The organism is Qipengyuania sp. BR81-2 (assembly GCF_055693895.1).
The window spans coordinates 1581066-1600605 of the sequence record NZ_CM146344.1; the positions used below are offsets into that span (position 1 = coordinate 1581066).

Consider the following 19540-nt stretch of genomic DNA (forward strand, 5'->3'; position numbering starts at 1 on the left):
TTTCACAACACCCATTGCGGAAAGAGCAATCTAAGTTTCTCTTTGCAACTGGTTGCGAATCGCTACCTATCCAGATAGGTTGCTTTGCGCAACCCTTTTTCCGAAAAATTTGGCAGATCGAATTTTTGCGCTAGATAGGTTGCTGGGAAAGGACTGATTTTATGGGCGACATCCGCGAACCGTTGCGCGAACTGACCGAATGCGGCCTGCCGCAGGCGCTGGAGGTCATGGGCGAACGCTGGAGTTTCATGATCCTGCGCGCCAGCTTTAACGGGCTGCACCACTTCGAGGAATTCCTGAGTGAGCTCGGTATTGCACGCAACATCCTCTCGAACCGGCTCGCCAAGCTGGTCGAACACGGGATCCTGCGCCGCGATCCCTGCCCCGATGATCGCCGCAAGATCGAATATCGCCTGACCGAGAAGGGCTTCGACCTGCTCCCCGCCATGGTTGCGCTGCGCCAGTGGGGCCAGAAGTACGGTGCTGAAGTCATCGAGAACCCGGTTCTCGTCGACGAGCGCGATCGCCTGCCGATCGGCCCGACTTCGATCCTCAGCCACGATGGCCGCATTCTCGGCCCGCAGGACCTTCACCTGGTCGAGCGCGCCAACCTCGGTATCCGTGCCGACGGCAGCAAGGCTACCGAGGGCGCAGTGCTGGGAATGGGCTCGGTGGTCGACCTCGAGGCGCTGCGCAAGGCGCGCGACGCCGCCTGAAAGAATCTCCCGATAAGACGCCCGACGGCCGCTACATCATCATTCGCGGCCGCTTGTGGCGTGCGAGCAATCCCGGCCTTCCCGAAGCCGAGCGCGCAATGTTAGTCGATCGGCTCATGGACGCGCGCCGCGCTGTAGGAGCGGCGCTCAAGGCGGGAGACCGGACTGCAGAGAAGGCGGCGCGCGCCGATGTTCATGCGGCCAAGGTTGCGCTCGGCGAGCGCGGACCGGTGTGGTGGAGTGACGGCGCGCCCGACTACAATCGACACCTCGTCAAGAATACGCCCTACGCCGCCGATTCACGGTGATATGGTTAAAGAGGGAAGGATTTTTCGCATCTTCAGGCGGAAAGTGACGTCACTTTCCAAGGCGCAACTCTCGCTTTCGTCTAGTATAAGTATTTGAAAAGCAATGCACGAGTTGGAAAAGGCTTCGTTCACCCGACTTCGTGACGTCATCGTTAAATTGATCGCAAGACCTCGCTGGCATAACGCCATGTGAATCGGGGGCTTGCCCCACGTAAGAGCCGGAAAAACCGAACGTGATCGAAATCGAAGTTCAGAACGAGTCGCACCAGACGCAATTCCGCATCAAGGCGGTGAGCGTGCCGCGCATTGGTGAAGGCATTCGCCTGAAGGAGCCCGATGGCAGCTGGGCGAGTTACGACGTGCTCGACGTCTGGTACCAGCAGGCCGACTATGGCGAAGTCTGGGTACCCTATCTCCACGTGAAGACGACACCGGCTGCAGGCAATGCCGAGGCCGTGCCTGCGCCGGCCATGGGCGCCATGCCCGACCAGTCGATGCCGATCGCCGATTTCCTCGCCAAGTTCGAAGGCGACGACGAACACGAAACGGTCAAGCTCAACCTCGACATCAGCGAGGAAGACTGAGCCTTAGTAGACCTGTGAACGCTTAGACGGCCGCTCCTTCTGCAGGGGCGGCCGTTTTGCTTCCCCGCACCTTGCCCGCCTGCCAGCCAGCCCAAGTCAGCGCAGCGCCGATTGCCAGGCCCAGCAGTAGCCAGATCGTGGAATCCGTCCGGCCCATCGCCATGAACACCTCGCGCCAGCTATCCGATAGCCGAGCGACCGCGAAGATTGCCGCCTGGCCCACGACCAATAGCGAGACCCATTTCATTGGCTGTTTCCCGGCGATGGGCGCGCCGCGCCAGAGCCAGAATGCGATGGCGAAGGCGATCGCATGGGCTAGGACCAGCGCGCCGTAGAATATGTCGGTCGGAGCCTGACTCGCTCCGAGGGTGACGAAGAGCGGGATGGCCATCAGTCTTGCGAGCATCGGCCCGATCAGCGCGAACAGCGTGCCGATCATCCATCGTGCGTGCACGTGAACGCTGCGCCTTTCCTTGAGGGCCAGATAATAGAAAGCGCCTATCCCGACGACCGATAGGAGGTCGTATGCGCCCAGACCTTCGCCATGGGCTTCGTAGATGATGCTGTCGCCGAATGCGGTCGTATTGGCCATCGACCAGACGACCAGCATCGCACTGGCGAAGAAGAGCGGGAAGAAGAAAAGGCTCGCCCTGCCTAGGGTCCGGTGGAGCCAGAGCTTGTCGCGCCGATGCGCCGCCCAGGCCTGCGCTGCGAGCAGGATCATCCAACCTGTCGCCGTCGCAGCGTGGAAATGCAGTTCCCAGCCAACTTCGGACATGCGCCCGAAATATCCGCGCCAGAATGCCGGAATGGTCAGCAAGGCTGCCAGCACGACCCAAAGATACGCTTTCTTGTACGGCATGATTCCCTCCCCGGAGCCCTGCAGCAGGAGGAGAATCTGCCGTCATTCCGGCTCCTGGTCAATTCTGGCCGGTCGCACGGTGATCGGCTTCCTAGGGTTCGATCACCTCGGGATCGAAGGGCTGCGGGTCGGCGATCCGGCCAATGAAAAGGACGGCGTCGCGCTCGAGGTCGCGCAGTATGACGATGAACGGCCGGTCCGCACGGAACAGGATCGGTTCCTTGGGCTGCACGCGGGCGCCTGTCGTGATTATGCTGATTGTCGTCACCGCCGCAGCCTTCGTGCCCTCATCGTAGACCTGCAGCTTGGTGACATGCTTCACCTCGCTGACACTGATCGGTCGCTGTCCCGGTTCGGCAATCCCGCTCAGATCGGCCTCTATCTCGTTGAACGGGAGCGTGAGGCCCAATGTCTTGAGCGAATTCACTAGCGACTGCGAATAGTCTGTTTCGAATTGGGGTATCTGGACGCGCACCAGCTCGGGGTCTTCTTCGTCGAGGCGTAGTTTCACGCGCTCGATGAATTCGAGCGACGGCGCAGCCGACATGATTTCCCGGTCCTCGGGGATCATGATGTCCATGGCGTAGCGCGGATTGCGATAGGGCAGGCGGATCGCCTCCCAACCCTTGCTCTTCGTGTACAGGGTATCGAAGGTCTCACCGACGAAGGTAAAAGGCTTCTCCTCCCCGTTGCCGAAGAGGAACGGCAATTCCTGCTGTGACATGAGCTTAGTGCGCCAAAGCCCTTCGAAGTAGAGCGCGTTGGCGAGCAGCGCGATCATGGTGTCTTCGATCCCCGAGGGCGCGATGACCTTCGGGATCAGCCCTTCGGTCGCCTCGTTCGCCCAGGCATTGATCGTATCCGCGCTGGCCTGCTTGTCAGTAAAATCGACAGTCTCGGTCTCGGCCTCGTAGTTCCTCCTCGTGTCACGCAGATAGCTGTCACGGAAACGGAAATCGCGATCGAGGAAGAGCGCGTTTGATATGTTGACCCTGACATCGCGCTCGTCGCTTTCGAAGCCAAGCGGATCATCCGGCGGGGGAAGGATGTCTTCAAGTTGCTGGCGCGTGTCGCCCCTTGCGCCTGCATGGAGGAGGCCGAAGGCGAGATCGATGCTCGCCGGGGAGATGACGACATTGTCCCCGGGCTTCGCTTCAGCGTCGAGCACCGGGAAAAGTGCAAGCGCGCCGCTGCGCTGCTGTTCGCTCGACGATACCGACGCGCCTTCCGGCCTGTCGACCGGTGCGCATCCGGCTGCCGCGAGGATCGCGAGGACTGCCGCAAGGCCGCTCCACGTGTTGGCGAATGGCTTCATTTTGCTCCCCTTTCAGCAGTTGCAACGGTCTAGGCGCGCGGTGGTTGCCTCCGGTAGCTGAGCGCTTCGGCAATATGGATGCGCCCGACCTGCTCCGAACCTGCGAGATCGGCGATCGTGCGGGCAACTCTCAGCATGCGCGTGTAGGCGCGTGCCGACAGGCGCATGGCGGTCGCCGCCTGCATAAGGAACTCGCGCCCCTTCTCGTCGGGCCCGGCGAATGTCTCGAGGGCATCGCCCTGCAATTCGGCATTGGTCCGCGCCCCGCTTACCTCGGCCCTGGCGCTCTGCACCGCCCGCGCATTTGCGACCCGTGCCGCGACCTCGGCGGTGCCCTCGGCCGCCGGAGGCAGTGCCAAGTCGGCGGCGCTGACGGGATCGACTTCGACATGAAGGTCGATCCGGTCGAGCATCGGGCCCGATACTTTGCTCTGGTAGTCAGCGGCGCATTTGGGCGCACGGCTGCACGCGAGCGCGGGATCGCCGAGGTGCCCGCAGCGGCACGGGTTCATCGCCGCGACCAGCTGCACATTGGCGGGGAAGGTCACATGCGCATTGGCGCGCGCGACATCGATCGTGTTCGTCTCGAGCGGCTGGCGTAGCGAATCGAGCACGGCACGCTGGAACTCGGGCAGCTCGTCGAGAAACAGCACCCCGAGATGCGCGAGGCTGACTTCGCCCGGCTTCACCTTGAGGCCGCCGCCGGTGAGCGCGGCCATGCTTGCCGAGTGGTGCGGGGCGCGGAAGGGCCGGACGCGGCTGATGCGCCCTTCCTCGAGCAGGCCCGCGACCGATTGCACCATGCTCACCTCGAGCGCCTCGGAGGGCGAGAGCGGCGGGAGGATGCCAGGCAGGCAACTGGCGAGCAGCGACTTTCCTGCACCGGGCGGACCGATCATGAGCAAATTGTGGCCGCCCGCGGCAGCGATCTCCAGCGCGCGCTTGGCGGTTTCCTGTCCCTTGACCTGGCGGAGGTCGGGGGCGCTACCTGCCTCTTCCACCTCGCCCTGTTCGGGCTGGGGCAGCTGGCTGGTGCCCTTGAGGTGGTTCAGCAGGCTGGCGATATCCGGTGCGGCGATCACCGGCACTTCGCTGGCCCACTTGGCTTCCGAGCCTTGCGCGGCAGGACAGATCAGGCCCTTCTCCTGCTCGCTCGCATGGATCGCGGCGAGCAGGACACCGGGCGAGGGCGCGATCCGCGCATCGAGTGCCAGTTCGCCCACGAGGACCCAGTCTTCGAGCTGCTCGGCATCGGTTATGCCCATGGCAGCGAGCACGGCGAGCGCTATCGGCAGATCGTAATGCGAACCTTCCTTGGGCAGGTCGGCGGGCGAGAGATTGATGGTGATCCGCTTGGGCGGAAGCGCGAGACCCATGCTGGAAAGCGCGGCGCGGACCCGCTCCTTGCTTTCGCCCACCGCCTTGTCGGCAAGGCCCACGATATTGAAATTGGGCAATCCCGGTGCGAGCGAGCATTGCACCTCGACAGCGCGTGCTTCCAGCCCGAGATAGGCCACCGTCCGGACCAGTGCGACCACTTCCATTCCCCCCTGCGATATTGGTGGTCTGGCAAGAAGTTGTTATATTGTCGAGACTTGGTCGATCCGTAGTCGATCAAGCCCGCTTCAGGCTTGACCTTCTCGCCCGATTTCCTTAAGCGCGCCCACCTGTAGGCGGTCGCCCGTTTCGGCGGCCCTTTTTTGTCGGAGCGATTCGCCCGGCTGACAACGAATAAACGAAGGATCATCCGATGAAGCGGACTTTCCAGCCCTCGAACCTCGTGCGCGCCCGTCGCCACGGTTTCTTTGCGCGCAAGGCTACCCCGGGTGGTCGCAAGGTTCTGCGTGCACGCCGCGCTCGCGGTCGCAAGAACCTCTGCGCGTAATCGCCTGATCGGTCGCGCTCCGGCGCGGCTTCGATCGCGATAGTCAAACGGGCTCCCATCGGGGGCCCGTTTTGCGTATCTGGCTTCCATGGACCCGAGCCTCTCCGTCATCCGCAAGCGCAGCGATTTCCTCGCTGCCAATCGCGGTTTGCGCAATGCGAAGCCGGGATTCGTGCTGCTCACCCGTCCGAACGACGGGCGGGGCAAGCGCTACGGCATCACCGTCACCAAGAAGATCGGCAACGCCGTGGTGCGCAACCGGATGAAGCGCCGGTTCCGCGAACTGCTGTGGGCGGCGCTCCCCGAAGCAGGTCTGGCGGACCACGACCACATCCTGATCGGACGCGAGGGCGGGGTGGAACGGGATTTCGCGAAGATGCGTGAAGAGCTCGCCGCCGCGCTGGCCCGTGCATCGAAGGGCGAGGGAGACCGCGCAAGGCGTCCCCGCCACAAACGGTCACCGCGCAAGTGAAGTACATTTTCATCTGGATCGCGCGCGCTTGGCAGCTCGGTCCGAGCCGTATCTTGCCGCCCACTTGCCGCTACACGCCCTCGTGCAGCCAGTACGCCATCGAGGCCCTGCAGAAATACGGGGCAATCAAGGGTGGATGGCTGGCCACGAAGCGGCTATTGCGCTGCCAACCTTGGGGGGGCTGCGGCCATGACCCGGTGCCCTGAGCGGGTACTGTCTTGACGTAGCAATACACTCTTCCCATCTGATCGAAGACATTCACCAACGGGATCGACCTTGGAAAACTCACGCAATTTCGTGCTCGTGCTCACGCTCTCGCTCGCCGTCCTAATCGGCTGGCAATGGGCGATGGACTACTTCTATCCTCAGCCCGAGGAAGTGCCGGTCACGGCCGAGAAAGTCGATACGCCGGCCGAGCAGGTCGCTGCTGCCAGTGGCGAGATCGGTGAAGGCGCTGCGAGCGTCGTCGATCTCGAAACTTCGCTCGGCGCGGCAGACCGCGTTGCCATCGATTCTGCCCAAGATCGCAGGTTCGATCAACCTGACCGGCGCGATGGTCGACGACATCGTGCTCAAAGACTACGCCGAGAACACCGACGAGGACAGCGGTCCGGTCCGCATCTTCGCGCCACGCGGTACCTCGACCCAGCAATATGCGCAGTACGGATTCCTCGTGAACGGCGCGAAGGTCTCGGACGACATCGTCTGGCAGGCCGACGGCGACACGCTGACGCAGGATACGCCGGTCACGCTCCGCCATCAGGCGGAGAACGGCATCCTCCTCGAGATGACCTATTCGATCGACGAGAACTATATGCTCACGGTCGAGCAGGCGATTTCGAACACGAGCGAAGTTCCCGTCGTCGCGCAGCCCTACGGCCTCGTCGGCCGCACGAGCGAAACCGCGAGCGTCGACTTCTTCATCGCGCACTCGGGCCCGATCGGGTCGTTCGGCCAGAGCGTCAGCTACGACTACGATTACGACGATGTCGACGATGAGAATAAGGTAACTCCGCAGGGGGCGACCGACTGGATCGGCTTTACCGACATCTACTGGCTCGCCGCGCTGGTCCCGCAGAGCGGCGCCACGCCCGATGCGACCTTCCGCGCACTCGGTGGCGACGTTTATCGCGCCGACATGATCTACGATCCGGTGACCATTCCCGCAGGTCGCAAGATCACCACCACTTCGCAGCTCTATGCAGGTGCGAAAGAAAGCGAAATTCTCGACGCCTACCAGGATGCGGGCATCGCCCAGTTCGGCCTTGCGATCGACTGGGGCTGGTTCCGCTGGTTCGAAAAGCCGCTGCTCTGGCTGCTCAACAACATCTTCGATCTCGTGGGCAACTTCGGTGTCGCGATCATCATCCTGACGGTGATCGTGCGCGGCATCATGTTCCCGATCGCGCAGAAGCAGTTCGCCTCGATGGCGGGCATGAAGGCGATCCAGCCGAAAATGAAAGCGCTCCAGGAGAAGTACAAGGACGATCGCGTCAAGCAGCAGCAGGAGATGCAGAAGCTGTTCAAGGAAGAGCAGGTCAACCCGCTTGCCGGCTGCCTTCCGCTGCTCCTGCAGATCCCGATCTTCTTCGCGCTCTACAAGGTGCTCTACCTCGCGATCGAAATGCGCCACCAGGAGTTCCTCTGGATCAGCGACCTTTCGGCGCCCGATCCGGCGACGATCCTCAACCTCTTCGGCCTGCTGCCGTTCACGCCGCCCAGCTTCCTTGCGATCGGCATCCTCGCAGTGCTGTTGGGTGTGACGATGTGGCTGACCTTCAAGCTGAACCCGTCTGCGATGGACCCAATCCAGCAGCAGGTCTTCGCGATCATGCCCTGGGTTCTCATGTTCATCATGGCGCCGTTCGCGGCCGGCCTGTTGCTCTACTGGGTAACCTCGAACATCCTCACGCTGGCCCAGCAGAAGTATCTCTATTCGAAGCACCCCCAGCTCAAGGCGGCGGCTGAGAAGGAGAAGGCCGAAAAGGCTGCAGCGGCAGAAAAGGCCCAGAAGTGACCGAAGAAGAAGCCGCCGAACTGGCCCAATTTGAGCGGCGCGCGAACAAGCTGTTTTCGGGCCGGGTGGAGTTCCTCCTCTCGGCTCCGCAGCTGAAATTCCTGCCCGAACCGACCGTGCCCGAGATCGCATTCGCGGGCCGCTCGAACGTGGGCAAGAGCTCGCTTCTGAACGCGCTGACGAACCGCAAGGCCATCGCGCGCACCTCGGTGACGCCGGGCCGCACGCAGGAACTCAACTTCTTCGAGGTCGGCGATCCGACGCTGTTCCGCCTCGTCGACATGCCCGGCTACGGCTTTGCCAAGGCGCCGGTAAAGGTCGTCGAGAAGTGGAAGAACCTTGTGCGCACTTATCTGCGCGGGCGTCAGGTGCTGGTGCGCAACCTCGTGCTGGTCGATAGCCGCCATGGGCTGAAAGACGTCGACCGCGAGATGATGAAGATGCTCGACGAGGCTGCAGTGGGCTATCGCATCGTCCTGACCAAGGCAGACAAGATCAAGGCAAGCGAACTCGCCAAGACCGTTGCCGCAGTCGAAGCCGAGGCGAAGAAGCACGTCGCTGCCTATCCCAAGATCCACGTCACTTCGAGCGAGAAGGGCATGGGCATCGGCGAGCTTCGGGCCGCATTGCTGAGCGACGCCGGAGTCTGAGGCCTCAGGTCCAGATTAGGCGTTCGATCGCGACGCAGGTCGCGATGCCCACCACCACGTTCATGGGCGCGCCGATCTTCAGGAAATCCGAAAAGCGGTAGTTGCCGGCCGCGTAGACGATGGTGTTCGTCTGGTATCCGACCGGCGTTGCGAAGCTGGCCGATGCCGCGAACATCACGGCGAAGAGTAGTGGCCTCGGCTCGACACCGAGGTCGTTCGCCAGCGTCAGGACGATCGGCGTCATGATGACCGCCACGGCATTGTTGGTCACCGCTTCGGTCAGCACCGAAGTCAGCATGTAGATGGCGAGCAGCAGGAAAAGCGGTGACAGTGTCGCGAGATAGGGCACTGCTGCACTCACGATCAGGTCCACGGTCCCTGCCCCTTCCAGCCCGACTCCGACGGCGAGCATCCCGAAAATCAGCACGATCACGTTCCCGTCGATGCTGCGCCAGGCTTCCTCGGGGTCGATACAGCGTGCCAGCAGCACGATCGCGACGCCCGTGATGGCGAGGAGCTCGATCGTCCAGACACCTAGGGAAGCCAGTGCAATGATGCCGATCATCGTTGCAATCGCGACCGGCGCGCGGAAACGGCGATAGGGCCGGGTCTCGGGCTGTGAGATATTGATCAAATTCACGTTGGCTTCCAGCGCCGCGACGCATGCGGGCGAGCCTTCGACAACCAGGTGGTCCGCAGCGCGAAGCCGGGTCTGCGAAAGGTTCGGTCCCGGCAAGTGGCGGGCACGCGAGAGGCCAAGGATCCGCGCGTTCGTCTTCGCAAGGAAGGGTATCTCCGACAGCTTGCGGCCCAGGGTCGGATGGCTGGGCGAAATGGCCGCTTCGACGATACGGGTCTCGCCCTGCTGCGGTGTGCCCTTGAGCGACAGGCCCAGTGAACTGCCCTTTCGCTGCGAGAGCGAGAGCAGTTCCGCCTGATTGGCAGCCAATAGAAGCTTGTCGCCGGCCTGCAGGATGATCTGCGAGAAATCGCCGCGCATGATCTCGCCCGATCGCTCTATACCAACGAGCCGGATACCCGAGCGTTTGGCCAGAGCGATCTCGCTGGCCGGCTTGCCGATCTCCGCATCCTCCTCGGCAATCCTGAGTTCGGTGAGATAGCGCTCTTCTACCGGCGTGCCGCCCACCGCTTCGTCTTCCTCGCGATCGGGAAGCAGGAAACGGCCGGTGAGCAGGAGAAACGCGGTGCCGGTGGCAGCGGCGATAAGGCCGACCCCGGTAAGCTCGAATATCCCGAAGGCCGGCTCGCCCGCACGCTGGGCGACCCCGTCGACCAGCAGATTCGTCGATGTGCCGATCAGCGTGAGGGTTCCGCCGAGGATCGAGAGATAGGAGAGCGGAATAAGAAGGCGCCCCGCCGTTGTCCCGGCGACCTTGGCGATCTTCTTGAGGACCGGGACAAGGATGATCACCACGGGCGTGTTGTTGACCAGAGACGAGGCGACGAAGGTGCCGCCCAGAAGCTCGGCGATGGATCGCCGCGGCCTGCCCTTGGTTCGCCGGACCGCGATACTTGCGAGCGCTTCGACCACGCCGGTGCGGATCAGCGCGCCCGACAGAATGAACATGGCAGCGATAGTGATCGGCGCGGGATTGGCGAAGACCAGCTCCATTTCGCTGCGCGGAAGGTAGCCGAGGATGAGCATGATCGCCGCCCCGGCGATCGCGACGATGACCGGCGCGAACCTCTCTGTCGCGAAAAGCACGAACAGCCCGATGAGAATGACAAGGCCGATCCATGCGGATTGGTCCTCGATGATGGAAAGCATGAAAGTGCTGCCTCCAAGGCGTCCGGCTGCCGCGGACCGGCCACCTCCTTTCCTAACAACGCTCTTCCACGCGAGCGTTTCCCGCGCCGGTGCATTCAGAAACCGTCTATCCCACGCTCGCTAGTCCCGCGGGCATGATCTCGAAACCTCTTGCCGCAGCAACCCTCGCCGCCGCCTCGCTCTGGGCGCTCCCCGCTTCGTCGCAAGCCCCGTCTTCGCAGAACGAGATCGTCGTTACCGCGCAGCGTTCGGGCGCGCCGATGTGGACCATCGATACTCCTACGGGCACGATCATCCTCGTGGGCGAGATCACCGCGGTCCCGAAAGCGACCCCATGGCAGCCCGAGCGGCTGGAAGAAGCGAGCGCCGAAGCGAGCCGTGTCATCCTGCGCGCACCGCCCAAGTTCTCGCCGGGCGATGTCTTCCGGATGATCTTCAGCGGTGGCAAGTTCACCAAGCTGCCCGATCGCAGCACGGCCGCCGATTACCTTTCGCCCGAACAGCGCGCGCGGCTGGCAGCGCTCGAGGCCGAATACGATATCGACTACGACCGCCGCAGCTTCCTGATGACATCCTTCGACCTGCTCGCGAGGCGGCTCGATTTCGATGACGACACGACCAAGGATGCGACCGACATCGTGCGCAAGGCAGCCAAGCGCGCGGACGTGCCGATCACGCGGCCCGAGCGGTTTCGCGGCGAGGACCTGCTAGACGACCTCGCGGAAGCGCCACCGGAAGACCATATCCCCTGCCTCCTCGCGGCTATGACGGCGGTCGAAGCCGGACAGGAGGTGATCGCAGCGCGCGGCGATGCCTGGCGCACTTTCGATGTCGCCGGGGTCATGGATAATCCGCTCGAGATCGCGCTCGGTACCTGCTGGCCATGGGCGGACGACAATCTCGGCGAGGAAATTCGCGACCAGTGGACCGGCATGATCGCCGAGGCCTCTACTGACACCGGAGTGACGCTCGCAGTCGTGCCGCTGCGCGTCCTTGCAGAAGACGGTGGTGTGCTCGACCAGCTCGAAGCGCGCGGTTTCGAGATTTTCGGGCCCGACTGGCGCTGACCAGCACCATGCGGGGGCCTACCCCTCGGGCGCCGGATGGAAGGCGCGCCGCATCCATGGACGCACCGCTCCGGGTTCGATCTTCTCCAGCATTTCCAGCCTGCGCGCCTGCCTTATCTCGAGGCTGAGGGTCAGCAAGCCCGAGCGGTTGCGCTTGAAGACCCCGGGCGTCATGCCGAAGAAGGCTCTGAACTCCCTGATCAGGTGCGCATCGTCAAAGAAGCGCAGCAGGATGTCTTCCTCCTTCTCGTCGGCGACTCCGCACAATTGCGCCGCAAGATCGAGTATGCGCGCGCGGCGCATGACCTGCTTGGGCTTGAGGCCGAAATCCCGCTTCGTCATACGTTCGAGCGTCCTGACCGAGATGTCGTGAGCCTCGGCAAATTCATGGATGCTCTTGTTCGGGTCGGCAAAAGCCTGAAGCTCGAATGTCTGTGACAAGGGGTCCGGTGGCGGCGGATCGATCACCGCGATGCGGGTTGCGAACCAGTCCTCAAGCCTTTCGAGCCACTGCTGCGGAGCAATATCCGGCGAGTAGAGGCCGGTGACCTCTTCATCGGGAATTCCGGCAGCGGTAATTCCCCGGATCCGGTCGACCATGCCCACTTCCTCCAGCCCGAAGAGCGTATGCAATGCGCCCGGGCGGAGCATCAGGCCGGCAACTTTGATGCCGCCACAATAGCCGAGCGGCATCGCCTTCGAGTGCTGGCCGCACAGGAAAGTCTCGTCGCGGATGGCGAGCATGCCGTCGGCGGTCTCGACGCTCCAGTCCACGTCGACCGCGCTTCGCAAGTAGGAAGCATCGTTGCACAGGAGGCCGTGCAGGGTGATGTCGCCGGGTGCATTTGCAACTGCGACGATCGACCTGCCGACCCACGGCTCGAGGCGCTCGACCGGTGGCCGGTTGAAGGCCAGCGGCACGCCCTCCTCGGTGGCGCCGGTTTCGGATTCGAGATTTAGCTGTTCGTCGCTAATCGCAGGTTGCCCCCAACGGACGCGACCACAGGATGGTACCTAGGCCCTCGTCAGGGGAAGGGCAATCGAACTTGTGGTGTGCTCTTTTCCGCCGGGAACGTGTCAGCCTTCGCCGGGATCGACGCCGAACTTCGCCAGGCTGTCTTCGACCTGCGCGCTCGCGGCATTATAGCGACGCCATTGGCCGATCGAGCTCGAATAGATCGGCGAGCGAACCTGCACCGAACTTGCGGTCGCAACGGGCTCGGCATTGCGCTGGAACTGCATGCAGGCCTCTTCCCAATCGAGCCCGCAGAAATCGAGCAGCGCCTCCGTCTTGCCGCGCTGGTCTGCCACGACATCCTCGTAGCGGATGGCCATGAACCGGTCCGGTGGGAGCGAGGCCTCGTAAGCAGTTGCCATCCGTTCGAAGCCGGCGATGAAGTGGGCGGTGTCCTGGAGATCGTATGAATAGCTGTAATAGCTGAAGCCCGTCGCGAAGAGCTGGCGGTAGTTCGCCATCAGCAGATCGTGTGGCGAACGCCTGAGGCAGATCACTCTTGCGCCGGGGATCGCGCGCAGGATCGCAGGCACGAAAAAGGAATTGAAGGGCATCTTGTCGATGTAGCGGGCCTCGTCTCCTGCCAGCGCTTCCGCTCGCGTGCGATAGGCATCGCCCACCGGGGTCAGGTCGTCTCGCGCTCCTGCGGCCTTGAGCACCTCGGCATCGAGCACCATCGGACCTGGCGTATCGAGGAACTTCTTCAACACGATGGCGAAATCCGACAGTTCGCCGACCGAGGTGACTTCCGAGTGCGAAGTGAGGATACGCTCGACGAGGGTGGTCCCGCTGCGTGGCATGCCGACGATGAAGATCGGGCGCTCGTCTCCCGAAGGCGTGGAGGCAATCGGTTGCGCGTCGATCGAGGCAATCGCCGCATCGACTACTCTCCCAGCGAACTCGCGGTCATGGCCGACCTCGGACTGTTTTGCTTCCTTGGCCTTCTGCAGCCAGTCGAATGAGGAATCCCAATCCTTGCGGGATTCCTCGATCCGCGCGAGCGCGTGGCCGATCAGCAGGCGCTGCTCGGTGTCGCTGCTGACATCGAATTGCTGCGAGAGCACTTCAAGCCACTCTTCCTCCGGAGATTTCGCCAGCTGCGCCAGCGCGAGCCAGCCGCGTGCATGCGAGGGATCTTGCCGGACCAGTTCGCGAAACTGCTCTTCAGCTTCGGCCAGTTCCCCGGCGAACTGCAGCGCGACCGCGAAATTGTAGCGGTGGTCGGTGTTGTCGCCGGCCTTCTCCACTGCGATCCTCAGCGGGGCTACAGCTTCCTCGTGATGGCCTGTGCGCGAGAGGACGACGCCGAGCTGATTGGCGATATCTGCATCGTCGGTTCCGAGAGCGGCAGCGCTCATGGCATGTCGCCGCGCCCCTTCTTGGTCTTGGCGCAGCAGCGCGATCCTCGCCTTGAGTACCTCGAACCAGCAGTCCTTCAGGCCGGCCTTTTCGAGCAGTTCAACCAGCCGCAGCGCGGCGGGCTGGTTGCCGTGCTCGATGGCGATCGCGGCCATGATTAGCACCGCTTGGGGGCTACCCGGCTCGGCGCGCAAAAGCTCCTGCGCCGCGGCATATGCTTCCTTAAATGCGCCGGAGAACAATTTTTGTTTGGCGACGCTCATCGAGGCGTATTTATCGGTTATCGGTTTGGGCTCCCACGTAATTTGACAACGAAGTGTCCCCGTTGCAGGGTTGCCGATTGCTGCGATGCAGCAAAGGGATTGCACATGTCTAGAACAGCTATGAGGGAAACAAACGACATGAAAGCTCAATTTTCACGGGGGGTCGCACGCGCGGCATTACTGGGTTCGACTGTCATAGGTTCCACCTATGCTGCGCCCCTGATGGCTCAGGACAGCCAGCCCGAAGCGGTCCAGACGAACGAAATCGTGGTGACGGCAACACGCCGCGCTGAATCGGTCCAGGACATCCCCCTCAACATCGCAGCGGTGGGCGGCGAACAGATCGAAGAGCAGGGTCTCACCGAACTGTCCGATCTCCTGCCCTTCGTTCCCGGCATCAACATCGTCGATCGCGGCGGCCGACAGGGCAACCCGATCATCGTGCGCGGCCTCAACGTCGACGCGATCGGTTCGGGCGATGGCAACAATGACGGCGGTGGTACGGTTGCGACCTATATCGGCGAAATCCCCGTCTTCGTTGACCTCAAGCTCAACGACCTCGAGCGCGTCGAAGTCCTGCTCGGACCGCAAGGCACGCTCTATGGCGCAGGCACGCTGGGCGGCGCGATCCGCTACATTCCCGTGAAGCCGCAATTCGGCGAGATCAGCGGCGAAGTCCGTGCCGAGGCTTCCAAATATTCCAAGGCTTCCAGCCTCAGCCACGAAACCGGAATGACCCTCAACGTGGGCCTGACCGACACGTTTGCCCTGCGCGGCTCGATCGACTGGTCGCATGATTCCGGCTTCATCGACTACGTCAACGTGGTCGACCAGGTGGGCGTCACCAACCCTGACACGGGTGCCGGTCTCAACCGGGTGAAGGACGCCGATGGCGAAGACGTGGTTTCCGGACGCATCGCCGCCCGGTGGGAGCCTACGAACTGGCTCGATACGACGCTGACTTACTATTTCCAGGAAGCCGATATCGAAGGCCGCCGCGTCTCGCACTGGCGCAGCGACGTGCCGGGCCTGCTCGATGGTACCGACAGCGTGGGTCGTTATGAAAACGCCTTCCGCGTTCAGGAACCCAACACCATCAAGAACGACCTGCTGGCGCTCGAAGTGGTGGCGGACCTCGGCTTTGCAGAGCTGACTTCGGCGACCGGCTGGAGCACTTTCGACGACGACGGCCAGCGCGACCAGACGACGCTGCTGATCACGCTCGAGTACAGCTACGAGCTCTTCCCGGCCTTCACCGCCTTCACCCGCGAACGCGGCGAGGAAGAACGGTTCAACCAGGAAATCCGGCTTGTCTCGACCGGCGACGGCCCGCTCAACTGGATCGTCGGCGGCTATTACAACCGTCTCAACAACGCGGCCTTCTCGGCAGAGTTCGTGCCCGGTTACGTGCCTTACGTGAACCAGCCCGCGCTCGGTTTCGGGCTGACCGATCGCCCCGATGCGCTCGAGTACTTCTCGACCAACCGCAACCGGCTGACCGAAAAGGCAGTGTTCGGCGAAGTCGGGTACGAGTTCTTCGATGCGGTGACGGTAACTGTCGGCGGCCGGTACTACGATTACGATCTCAAGTCGGCCGCAACGGTCGATTTCCCGCTCTTCGAACCCCTCAGCTACACCCCGCTGACACTCGACGAGGTGGCCGAACTCGCCTTCGATCCCGACCTTGCACAGTCGGACGACGGCTTCCTGTTCAAGGGCAATATCTCGTGGGAGGTCAATCCCGACCTGCTCGTCTACGCAACCGTCAGCGAAGGCTATCGCATCGGCGGCGTGAACGGCGTGGGCCAGTGCGAACCCTACGATCCCACCGGCGCCAACACGCAGGGCGCCTGCGCGCTGGCACCGGGTCAGGAATTTGATGCCGGAAACGGACAGGTCGGCGTGTCGACCCGCGACGAACGCCAGTTCTCGCCCGACAAGACCCGAAACTACGAACTCGGGTTCAAGTCGACGCTGCTCAATGGCGACATGACGCTGAACGGTGCGATCTACTACATCGACTGGATCGATCCGCAGCTCGGCTCGGCGACGATTAACGCCAACATCCCGATCACCGTCAATGGTGGCGGTGCGGAATCGAAGGGCGTCGAGCTGTCGGCAAGCTGGCGGGCAACCGACAACCTGCAGTTCCGCGGGAACTTCAGCTACATCGATTCCACGCTGACCACGCTGACGCCGGACCTTATCCGGACGATCAACCCGCCCGGCTTCGGTTCGGCGTTCGAGGATGGCCAGGATGGCGACCGCCTGCCCGGTTTCCCCGAAACGCAGTTCTCGCTCTTCGGCCTCTACGACATGCCGCTCGCCAATGGCGACAGCCTGAAGTTCAATGCCAGCTATTCCTGGCAGGGCGATGTGCTGACGCGTGCAGGGGGCAGGGGCTCGAGCCTGACGCTCGACAGCTTCGGTGTCGCCAATGCGGCGATCACCTACGAAGCCGACACGTTCTCGGCGACGCTATTCGCGGACAATCTGTTCGACGAATTTGCCGAGACTGGCGCGATCGGAACCCGCCTCAGCAACCAGGACATCTTCGATTTCGAAGGCGGTCCGGTCTATGTGCGCGGCTTCTCCACCCACATCCTGCCTCCGCGCCAGATCGGCGTGAGGGTCAAGGTGAAATTCGGCAACTGATCAGTCGTCGATAGTGAAAGTCGGAGCCATCGATGTCCTCTGCGGCATCGGTGGCTCCGCTACATTGACAGTACCGAAAACTAGGTCGCGAACAGCATCGCGTCGTCGGTGAAAGCCTTCATCTCCAGCGCATTGCCGCTCGGGTCGCGGAAGAACATCGTCGCCTGCTCACCCGGCTTGCCCCTGAAGCGAACGGTCGGTTCGATGATGAACGCGACGCCCGCCTCGACCAGGCGATCCCTCAGCGCTTCCCAGTCCGCCATCTTCAGGACTGCGCCGAAGTGCGGGATCGGGACGTCGTGCCCGTCTACCGGGTTGCTAGCCCGGTCGCCTGCATCGCCGCTCAGGTGCGGGACGATCTGGTGGCCGTAAAAATCGAAGTCGATCCATTCGTCTGACGAACGGCCCTCGGCACAGCCGAGCAGGCCGCCGTAGAAGGCACGGGCCTCGTCGAGATCGTGGACGGGGAAGGCGAGGTGGAAGGGGCGCAGGCTCATGGCGCTTGTCTAGCTCCATAGGTCGCCCACGGAAAGCCGTCTCGTTCAGCCTCGACAGCGTAATCCTGAACCTCTAACCCGCCCATTCGAAAGGTGGGTTCATGAAGATCATCATCGGCAACAAGAACTATTCGAGCTGGTCGCTGCGCGGCTGGCTAGCCGCCAAGCAATCGGGCCTCTCGTTCGAGGAAATCGTGGTCCCGCTGTTCGGAGAGAACTGGGAAGCGACCAAGCAGGGCGGCGAGATCCAGCCCAGCCACGGCAAGGTCCCGCTGCTGTGGGACGACGAGATCGTGGTGTGGGACAGCCTCGCCATGCTCGAATATCTTGCCGACAAGGTCGGTCGTGACCGCTTCTGGCCCAAGGACGACACCGCGCGGGGCATGGCGCGCTCGATGGTCGCCGAAATGCATTCCTCCTACCAGGCTCTGCGCAGCGAATGCCCGATGAACGTGCGCAAGCGCTTCGACGGGTTCGAGCCGAGCGAGGCGTGTAAGGCGGACATCCTGCGCATCCTCGGCCTGTGGGCGGAGGCGCGCAGCCGCTTCGGCAATGGCGGGCCCTACCTGTTCGGCACTTTCGGCGCGGCGGACATCTTTTTTGCCCCCGTAGTGTCACGGTTCATCAGCTACCAGATCCCCGTCCCGGGCTTTGCCGCCGCATATATGCAGGCGATCTGGGAGCATGACTGGATGAAGGCGTGGATCGAAGCATCGGAAAACGAAGAATGGGTGATCGAACAATACGAAACCGTGTCCTGACGCTCGCCGCGGCGCTTCTCGCGCTGCTGCCCGTTCCCGCCCACGCCTGGGGCTTCTTCGCGCATCGCACCACCGGCGAGATCGCGCTGCAGAACGTCACGCCGGAAACGCGTGCGAAGATCGAGCGCCTGCTTCGTGCAGCGCCGCTGCTTGCGACGCCCGAATGCGATCTGGTCAGTCTCGAAGATGCGACTGTCTGGCCCGATTGTGTTCGCCGGACGCGCTGGCGCTGGGGCTATACGGCTGCCTGGCACTACCGGACCGCGCCCGTTTGCGAGGCCTATAATCCGAGAGCCAATTGCTCGGGCGGCAATTGTGTAACCGCGCAGATCGAACGCAGCCATCGTCTGCTCGCAGACGAGAGCCTGCCTGCGCATATCCGGCTCGAGGCGCTCGCCTTCATGGTCCACTTCATCGGCGATGTGCACATGCCGCTGCACTCGGGCGACCATGAGGACCGCGGTGGCAACGATATCGAGACCGACTACGGGATCGCGCCGGGGCTCAACCTTCACTGGATCTGGGACGGCCCGCTGGCCGAGCGTGCAATCACCTCTGCACCGGTGTCCCTTGCGCGCCGCTACTCGGCAGAGGAAATTGCCGAGCTTGGCGGAGGCGATCCGGCCGAATGGGGCCGCGAAAGCTGGCAGACGAGCCGCGATTTCGTCTATCCGAACGCCTTCGACCGACCGGCTTGCGAAGGTGAGGATCTACCCAACCAGACCGCACTGACGCAGGAGGATATCGAGAGGGCAATCCCTATCTCGCGCCGCCGCGTGACGCAGGCTGGCATCCGCATGGCGCAATATCTCGAAAGCGCCTTTGCGCCGGGGCCACTGCCCGAGCCGGAACGCCGTTAGGGCAGGCGCTCGGTAGGGTAGCGCGTGCCGTCCTTCTTAAAATAGCCATCGGGCCTGAAGACCATGTCGATGTCGGGATACTCGCCGCGGTCCTTGTCACCGTCGCCGGCGCTGATGGCGATGTAGACGCAAGGGTGATCGCTGCGGTTGTGCAAGCGGTGCCCGTTCTGCACGCCGGCCTTCCACGCAAGGATATCGCCGGGGCCGATCGGAATTTCGCCTTCGTCCTCGATCAGCACAGCTTCGCCCTGAAGCATGATGACCATCTCGTCCTCTTCTTCGTGCCAGTGTCTTTGCGAGGAGTATGCCCCCGGGTCGAGCACCACGTGGCTTGCCCCCAGCTTGGTGAGGCCTGCGGCCGGCGCGAGGCGGCGATAGTTGCGGCCCTGTACATCCTCGTCGAAAGGTGGCGGATAGCCGGTTGCGTTGGTCTGGGGGATGGCATCGAGATCGAGCTTGGGCATT

Annotated in this window: 19 protein-coding genes and 1 pseudogene; 12 read left to right on the plus strand and 8 right to left on the minus strand. The window is 62.9% G+C overall.

Annotation, left to right across the window (positions count from 1 at the left end; genetic code table 11):
• Positions 1 to 161: 161 nt before the first annotated feature.
• From ACZ1G8_RS07905 to ACZ1G8_RS07915, 3 genes are all read left to right on the plus strand, one after another.
• Entirely contained in the window at positions 162 to 716 is a 555-nt protein-coding gene (locus ACZ1G8_RS07905) for a winged helix-turn-helix transcriptional regulator (protein WP_472678919.1), read from the plus strand.
• 98 nt (positions 717 to 814) lie between these two features.
• Positions 815 to 1024, plus strand: coding sequence for a hypothetical protein (locus ACZ1G8_RS07910; protein WP_472678920.1), 210 nt, complete (start codon positions 815 to 817; stop codon positions 1022 to 1024).
• A 233-nt stretch (positions 1025 to 1257) separates the two neighbouring features.
• Complete coding sequence (locus tag ACZ1G8_RS07915) at positions 1258 to 1608, plus strand: hypothetical protein (RefSeq protein WP_221429336.1); 351 nt, start codon at positions 1258 to 1260, stop codon at positions 1606 to 1608.
• 22 nt (positions 1609 to 1630) lie between these two features.
• Here ACZ1G8_RS07915 and ACZ1G8_RS07920 read toward each other — a convergent pair whose 3' ends face one another.
• From ACZ1G8_RS07920 to ACZ1G8_RS07930, 3 genes are all read right to left on the minus strand, one after another.
• Positions 1631 to 2470, minus strand: coding sequence for a hypothetical protein (locus ACZ1G8_RS07920; RefSeq protein ID WP_472678921.1), 840 nt, complete (start codon positions 2468 to 2470; stop codon positions 1631 to 1633).
• 91 nt (positions 2471 to 2561) lie between these two features.
• Positions 2562 to 3785 (minus strand): serpin family protein, encoded by a 1224-nt coding sequence (locus ACZ1G8_RS07925; RefSeq protein ID WP_472678922.1) that lies wholly within the window; start codon positions 3783 to 3785, stop codon positions 2562 to 2564.
• 29 nt (positions 3786 to 3814) lie between these two features.
• Complete coding sequence (locus tag ACZ1G8_RS07930; RefSeq protein WP_472678923.1) at positions 3815 to 5323, minus strand: YifB family Mg chelatase-like AAA ATPase; 1509 nt, start codon at positions 5321 to 5323, stop codon at positions 3815 to 3817.
• A 212-nt stretch (positions 5324 to 5535) separates the two neighbouring features.
• Here ACZ1G8_RS07930 and rpmH point away from each other — a divergent pair, with 212 nt between their 5' ends.
• The 5 genes and pseudogenes from rpmH (at position 5536) to yihA (ending at position 8809) form a co-directional block, all read left to right on the plus strand.
• Positions 5536 to 5670 (plus strand): 50S ribosomal protein L34, encoded by a 135-nt coding sequence (rpmH, locus tag ACZ1G8_RS07935; protein ID WP_006833929.1) that lies wholly within the window; start codon positions 5536 to 5538, stop codon positions 5668 to 5670.
• A gap of 88 nt (positions 5671 to 5758) precedes the next feature.
• The gene (rnpA, locus tag ACZ1G8_RS07940) at positions 5759 to 6142 is read left to right on the plus strand and encodes a ribonuclease P protein component (RefSeq protein WP_472678924.1); all 384 of its coding nucleotides are present in this window, start codon (positions 5759 to 5761) and stop codon (positions 6140 to 6142) included.
• The gene (gene yidD / locus ACZ1G8_RS07945) at positions 6139 to 6348 is read left to right on the plus strand and encodes a membrane protein insertion efficiency factor YidD (RefSeq protein WP_221429331.1); all 210 of its coding nucleotides are present in this window, start codon (positions 6139 to 6141) and stop codon (positions 6346 to 6348) included. The genes rnpA and yidD overlap by 4 nt, the downstream gene beginning before the upstream one ends.
• A 70-nt stretch (positions 6349 to 6418) precedes the next feature.
• A pseudogene (gene yidC, locus ACZ1G8_RS07950) lies at positions 6419 to 8159 on the plus strand (membrane protein insertase YidC).
• Positions 8156 to 8809 carry a ribosome biogenesis GTP-binding protein YihA/YsxC gene (yihA, locus tag ACZ1G8_RS07955; RefSeq protein ID WP_472678925.1) on the plus strand — a complete coding sequence of 218 codons (654 nt, stop codon included), beginning with the start codon at positions 8156 to 8158 and terminating at the stop codon, positions 8807 to 8809. Before yidC ends, yihA begins: the two are co-directional and overlap by 4 nt.
• A 4-nt stretch (positions 8810 to 8813) precedes the next feature.
• On the opposite strand, the gene ACZ1G8_RS07960 is transcribed toward yihA, so the two are convergent.
• Positions 8814 to 10598 (minus strand): SLC13 family permease, encoded by a 1785-nt coding sequence (locus ACZ1G8_RS07960; RefSeq protein WP_472678926.1) that lies wholly within the window; start codon positions 10596 to 10598, stop codon positions 8814 to 8816.
• Between the two features lie 134 nt (positions 10599 to 10732).
• Between ACZ1G8_RS07960 and ACZ1G8_RS07965 the strand changes: the two genes are divergently transcribed.
• Complete coding sequence (locus tag ACZ1G8_RS07965; RefSeq protein ID WP_472678927.1) at positions 10733 to 11665, plus strand: TraB/GumN family protein; 933 nt, start codon at positions 10733 to 10735, stop codon at positions 11663 to 11665.
• Between the two features lie 18 nt (positions 11666 to 11683).
• Here the strand turns inward: ACZ1G8_RS07965 and ACZ1G8_RS07970 are convergent, their stop codons facing one another.
• On the minus strand, positions 11684 to 12586 hold the full coding sequence (locus ACZ1G8_RS07970) for a helix-turn-helix domain-containing protein (protein WP_472678928.1): 903 nt from the start codon (positions 12584 to 12586) through the stop codon (positions 11684 to 11686).
• 156 nt (positions 12587 to 12742) lie between these two features.
• Positions 12743 to 14194, minus strand: coding sequence for a sulfotransferase family protein (locus ACZ1G8_RS07975; protein WP_472678929.1), 1452 nt, complete (start codon positions 14192 to 14194; stop codon positions 12743 to 12745).
• Between the two features lie 330 nt (positions 14195 to 14524).
• Between ACZ1G8_RS07975 and ACZ1G8_RS07980 the strand changes: the two genes are divergently transcribed.
• A complete protein-coding gene (locus ACZ1G8_RS07980) occupies positions 14525 to 16957 on the plus strand; it encodes a TonB-dependent receptor (protein ID WP_472678930.1) in 2433 nt (810 codons plus the stop codon).
• 80 nt (positions 16958 to 17037) lie between these two features.
• On the opposite strand, the gene ACZ1G8_RS07985 is transcribed toward ACZ1G8_RS07980, so the two are convergent.
• The gene (locus ACZ1G8_RS07985) at positions 17038 to 17454 is read right to left on the minus strand and encodes a VOC family protein (RefSeq protein WP_472678931.1); all 417 of its coding nucleotides are present in this window, start codon (positions 17452 to 17454) and stop codon (positions 17038 to 17040) included.
• Between the two features lie 101 nt (positions 17455 to 17555).
• On the opposite strand from ACZ1G8_RS07985, the gene ACZ1G8_RS07990 reads away from it, so the two are divergent.
• Positions 17556 to 18215 carry a glutathione S-transferase family protein gene (locus ACZ1G8_RS07990; protein WP_244921363.1) on the plus strand — a complete coding sequence of 220 codons (660 nt, stop codon included), beginning with the start codon at positions 17556 to 17558 and terminating at the stop codon, positions 18213 to 18215.
• Positions 18182 to 19075 (plus strand): S1/P1 nuclease, encoded by an 894-nt coding sequence (locus tag ACZ1G8_RS07995; RefSeq protein ID WP_472678932.1) that lies wholly within the window; start codon positions 18182 to 18184, stop codon positions 19073 to 19075. The genes ACZ1G8_RS07990 and ACZ1G8_RS07995 overlap by 34 nt, the downstream gene beginning before the upstream one ends.
• Here the strand turns inward: ACZ1G8_RS07995 and ACZ1G8_RS08000 are convergent.
• Positions 19072 to 19539 carry a cupin domain-containing protein gene (locus ACZ1G8_RS08000; protein ID WP_472678933.1) on the minus strand — a complete coding sequence of 156 codons (468 nt, stop codon included), beginning with the start codon at positions 19537 to 19539 and terminating at the stop codon, positions 19072 to 19074. The genes ACZ1G8_RS07995 and ACZ1G8_RS08000 overlap by 4 nt on opposite strands.
• Position 19540 lies beyond the last annotated feature (1 nt).